Raw genomic sequence first — 3,555 nt, forward strand, 5'->3', positions numbered from 1 at the left:
GCCGAGGCCGAGGCAAAGGCCGCCGTGCAGGCCGCCGCCCGCCAGCAGCCGAGCGCGCCGCGTCAGGCACCCGCCGCGCCCGCGGTGGACGTCGACGCGCTGACCGGCCTGGTGATCCAGCAGATCGACCGCCGCCTGGTCGCCTGGCGCGAACGGATGGGGAGGGTCTGAGCGATGGCACTGGCCAAGGCCCGCATCACCGTCGAGCACACCGGGGCGCAGTTCGACGTCATGTTCAACCCCGAGGAGTACAGCCTCAACAAGGACAATAACTTCGCCTCGCAGGCGATCCCGGGGCTGGGCTCGCCGATCCTGCAGTTCGTGCACGGCAACCTGCGCACGCTGGAGATGGAGCTGTTCTTCGACACCACCGACACCCGCGCCGACGTGCGCGGCCAGACGCAGAAGGTGGTGGACCTGCTCAAGATCGATTCCGAGCTGCATGCGCCGCCGGTGCTGCGCGTGGCCTGGGGCTCGCTGCAGCTGCGCTGCGTGCTGACGCGGGCGAACCAGAAGTTCATCAAGTTCCTCGAGGACGGCCGGCCGACGCGGGCCCGCATCACCGTCAGTTTCAGCGAGTTCATCGATCCGGAGCGCGAGGCCAAGGAGGTCAACCGCCAGACGGCCGACTTCAGCAAGGGCTGGACGGTGCAGCGCGGCGACACGCTCCAGTCGATCGCGTGGCGCTTCTACGAGGACCCGGCGCTGTGGCGTCCGATCGCGATCGTCAACGGCATCGACGATCCGCGCAGCCTCGTGCCCGGGCAGGCGCTGCGCGTGCCGGCGCTGCCCTTCACCGATCCGGCCACCGGGGAGGTGAGCTCATGAGCCGCCTCGCCCCGGAATGCACGATCCGCATCAACGGCGACACGATCCCCGCGGCGCTGCGCGCCTCGATCGTCAGCCTGAGCCACACCGACGGCATGGAGGGCGCGGACCGCGTCGAGCTGAGCATCGCCAACACCTCGCTGCAGTGGCTGGACCATCCGCTGCTGCAGGTCAACAACGAGTTCCGGCTGTCGCTCGGGTATGCGCCGGGGCCGCTGGAGGAAGTCTTCGTCGGCGAGATCACCGGCGTGGAGCCCTCGTTCCCGTCCAGCGGCATCCCGATGATCCGGCTCACCGCGCAGGACTACCTGCAGCGGCTCACCGTCGGCACCAAGGACCGCGCCTTCGCGATCAAGATCCCCACGGTGGGCAACTTCCCGCTGCCGGACTCGGCGGTGGCGGCGCTGGTGGCCGGCACCAACGCGCTGATCCCGGCGCTGGACCCGGTCGGCGGCACGCTGTCGACGCTGGTGGGCCTGGCCACCTACCTGAGCTTCCCGCAGTTCGCGCAGATGGGTGTGCGGCGCCAGAGCGGCGTCAACGACTTCCAGTTCCTGAGCGAGGTGGCCAAGGAGAACGGCTGGCAGATGTACATCGACCACACGGCCGAGCCGCATGGCCGGGTGCTCAAGTTCCAGTTCCTGATCCAGGACTACGCGCCCAGCCTGACGCTGAAGTGGGGCGCCTCGCTGACCGACTTCACGCCGCGCATCACCACCGTGGGCGAGATCGAGGGCGTGGCCGCCAAGGTCTGGGTCGACAGCATCAAGATGGACTTCACCATCGCGCTGAACTGGGACTACGACCGCGCGATGTTCAAGCTCTCGATCACGCCGGGCGGCCAGCTCGGCGAACTGCTCGCGCCGGGCAAGGTCACCACGATCAAGCCCACCAGCTACGCCACCGCGCCGTCCAAGATCCTCACCGAGCTGCTGCCCAAGCTCAACAACCGGCTGACCGGTTCCGGCAGCACCGTCGGCGATCCCCGCATCAAGGCCAGCCGCGTCGTCAACCTCGAGGGGCTGGGCGACCAGTTCGGCGGCCTGTACCGCATCACCTCGGCCACGCACACGCTGGACGGCAGCGGCTATCGCACCAGTTTCCAGGCGCGCAAGGAAGTGTGGTTCGGCGCGGTGCCGCTGCCCAAGGGCCGCGGCGGACTGGTGCGGCTGCAAGGGCAGTTCACCGTGTGAGCGGCGACAGGAGCAGGAACACCCACCATGGATGAACAACTCTTCGAGCGGCTGGACCACCTCGGCGTCGAATCGCTGAAGGAGGGCTTCGCGATCTCACCCGGCGTCGTGACCAGCAACTTCGACGCGATGTCGGAAGGGCGGGTGCAGGTGCGCATCCCGTCGATCCCCGGCATGGAGCCCTGGTGCCGGCTGCCGTCGATGGGCGGCGGCTCGGGCCGCGGCTTCATCTGGGTGCCGCAGGTGGACGACGAGGTGCTGGTGGCGTTCGCGCAGAACGACGCGGCGGCCGCCTACGTGCTGGGCGGGCTGTGGAGCACCCGGGACCGCCCGCCGCTGACGCTGCAGAGCGACTTCCTGGTCAAGCGCCTGATCAAGACCGGCCTGGCCGGCGGCGTCGGCCACGAGGTGGAGTTCGACGACGCGCTGCAGTCCATCACCATCACCACGAGCACCCGCCAGAAGGTCACGATCGATCCGCTGCAGATCAAGCTGGAGAACACCGCCGGCACGCTGTCGATCGCGATGGACAACAAGACGCAGACGATCACCGTGCAGTCGGCGCTGAAGATCGAGCTCAAGGCGCTGCAGATCGCGCTGGAGGGCACGCAGGTCGACATCAAGGGCAGCGTCGTCAACATCCAGTCCGCCGGTCCCTGCAGCGTGCAGGGCCTGCCGATCAAGCTCAACTGACGGAGGGACGACACCATGCCTCCCGCAGCCCGCGTGGGCGACCCCACCGGCCATCCTGGCGTCATCACCGGCCCCGGCGTGGCGATGGTGCTCATCGGCGGCATGCCCGCCGCGGTCGTCGGCGACCTGCACGCCTGCTCGATGCCGCCGACCGCCGGCCCGCACCCGCCCACGCCGATCGCCAAGGGCAGCGCCACGGTGCTGATCGCCGGCCGGCCGGCCGCGCGCGTCGGTGACATGAGCGGCTGCGGCGCGCCCATCGTGATGGGCTGCCCGCTGGTCGAGATCGGAGGCTGAGGCCATGGCCGCCGCGCAGACGCCGTCCACCTTCCTCGGCCAGGGCTGGGCGTTCCCGGTCGGCATCGAAGCCGGCCAGACCGCCACCGCCGCCTATGACGAGGACGTGCGCCAGGCCATCCTGATCATCGTCGGCACCAACCCCGGCGAGCGCGTGATGCGGCCCGACTTCGGCGCCGGCCTGAACGCGTTCGTCTTCGAGCCGCTGAACCCCGCCACGCTGGAGGCGATCCGCCAGCGCGTGATGGAGGCGCTGGTCGACTGGGAGCCGCGCATCGACGTGACGGCGGTGACCGCCGTCGCCGATGTCGCCGATACCGGCAAGGTGCGCATCGAGATGAGTTACCGCGTGCGGGCGACCAACTCGCATGCGAACCTCGTCTACCCGTTCTACCTCGAGGAAGGATCGGCGCAGTGAACACCCCGCCCCGCGTCGAACTCGACGGCCGCGATGCGCCGGCGCTGCTGGCGCAGCTGCTCGCGCGCCGCGCCGGCTACACGCCGGAATGGCTGGCGGCGGACCGCGGCGCCGGCACCGGCCTGG

5 protein-coding genes are annotated in these 3,555 nt (G+C 69.8%); all 5 read left to right on the top strand.

Features of this window, described 5'->3' with window-relative positions; genetic code table 11:
• The first annotated feature begins 174 nt into the window (after positions 1–174).
• Genes ACTJKJ_RS20140 through ACTJKJ_RS20160 form a run of 5 tightly spaced genes read left to right on the top strand, consistent with a single transcriptional unit; the run spans position 175 to position 3,429 of the window.
• Positions 175–828, top strand: coding sequence for a CIS tube protein (locus ACTJKJ_RS20140; protein WP_091724611.1), 654 nt, complete (start codon positions 175–177; stop codon positions 826–828).
• Positions 825–2,021: a phage late control D family protein gene (locus ACTJKJ_RS20145; RefSeq protein WP_091724612.1), complete on the top strand. Its 1,197-nt coding sequence runs from the start codon at positions 825–827 to the stop codon at positions 2,019–2,021. The genes ACTJKJ_RS20140 and ACTJKJ_RS20145 overlap by 4 nt, the downstream gene beginning before the upstream one ends.
• Before the next feature lie 27 nt (positions 2,022–2,048).
• Positions 2,049–2,714, top strand: coding sequence for a phage baseplate assembly protein V (locus ACTJKJ_RS20150; protein ID WP_091724613.1), 666 nt, complete (start codon positions 2,049–2,051; stop codon positions 2,712–2,714).
• Positions 2,715–2,729: 15 nt separating this feature from the next.
• Positions 2,730–3,011 carry a PAAR domain-containing protein gene (locus ACTJKJ_RS20155; RefSeq protein ID WP_091724614.1) on the top strand — a complete coding sequence of 94 codons (282 nt, stop codon included), beginning with the start codon at positions 2,730–2,732 and terminating at the stop codon, positions 3,009–3,011.
• A gap of 4 nt (positions 3,012–3,015) precedes the next feature.
• On the top strand, positions 3,016–3,429 hold the full coding sequence (locus tag ACTJKJ_RS20160; protein WP_091724615.1) for a GPW/gp25 family protein: 414 nt from the start codon (positions 3,016–3,018) through the stop codon (positions 3,427–3,429).
• The last annotated feature ends 126 nt before the right edge of the window (positions 3,430–3,555 follow it).

Origin of the sequence: Roseateles sp. 22389 (assembly GCF_052044995.1) — a bacterium.
Taxonomy (GTDB): Bacteria; Pseudomonadota; Gammaproteobacteria; order Burkholderiales; family Burkholderiaceae_C; genus Roseateles.

What these genes read in the sequence shown, in the direction of transcription:
- ACTJKJ_RS20160 (WP_091724615.1), top strand. Translation starts at nt 3,016, where the DNA reads ATGGCCGCCGCGCAGACGCCGTCCACCTTCCTCGGCCAGGGCTGGGCG.
- ACTJKJ_RS20140 (WP_091724611.1), top strand. Translation starts at nt 175, where the DNA reads ATGGCACTGGCCAAGGCCCGCATCACCGTCGAGCACACCGGGGCGCAG.
- ACTJKJ_RS20150 (WP_091724613.1), top strand. Translation starts at nt 2,049, where the DNA reads ATGGATGAACAACTCTTCGAGCGGCTGGACCACCTCGGCGTCGAATCG.
- ACTJKJ_RS20155 (WP_091724614.1), top strand. Translation starts at nt 2,730, where the DNA reads ATGCCTCCCGCAGCCCGCGTGGGCGACCCCACCGGCCATCCTGGCGTC.
- ACTJKJ_RS20145 (WP_091724612.1), top strand. Translation starts at nt 825, where the DNA reads ATGAGCCGCCTCGCCCCGGAATGCACGATCCGCATCAACGGCGACACG.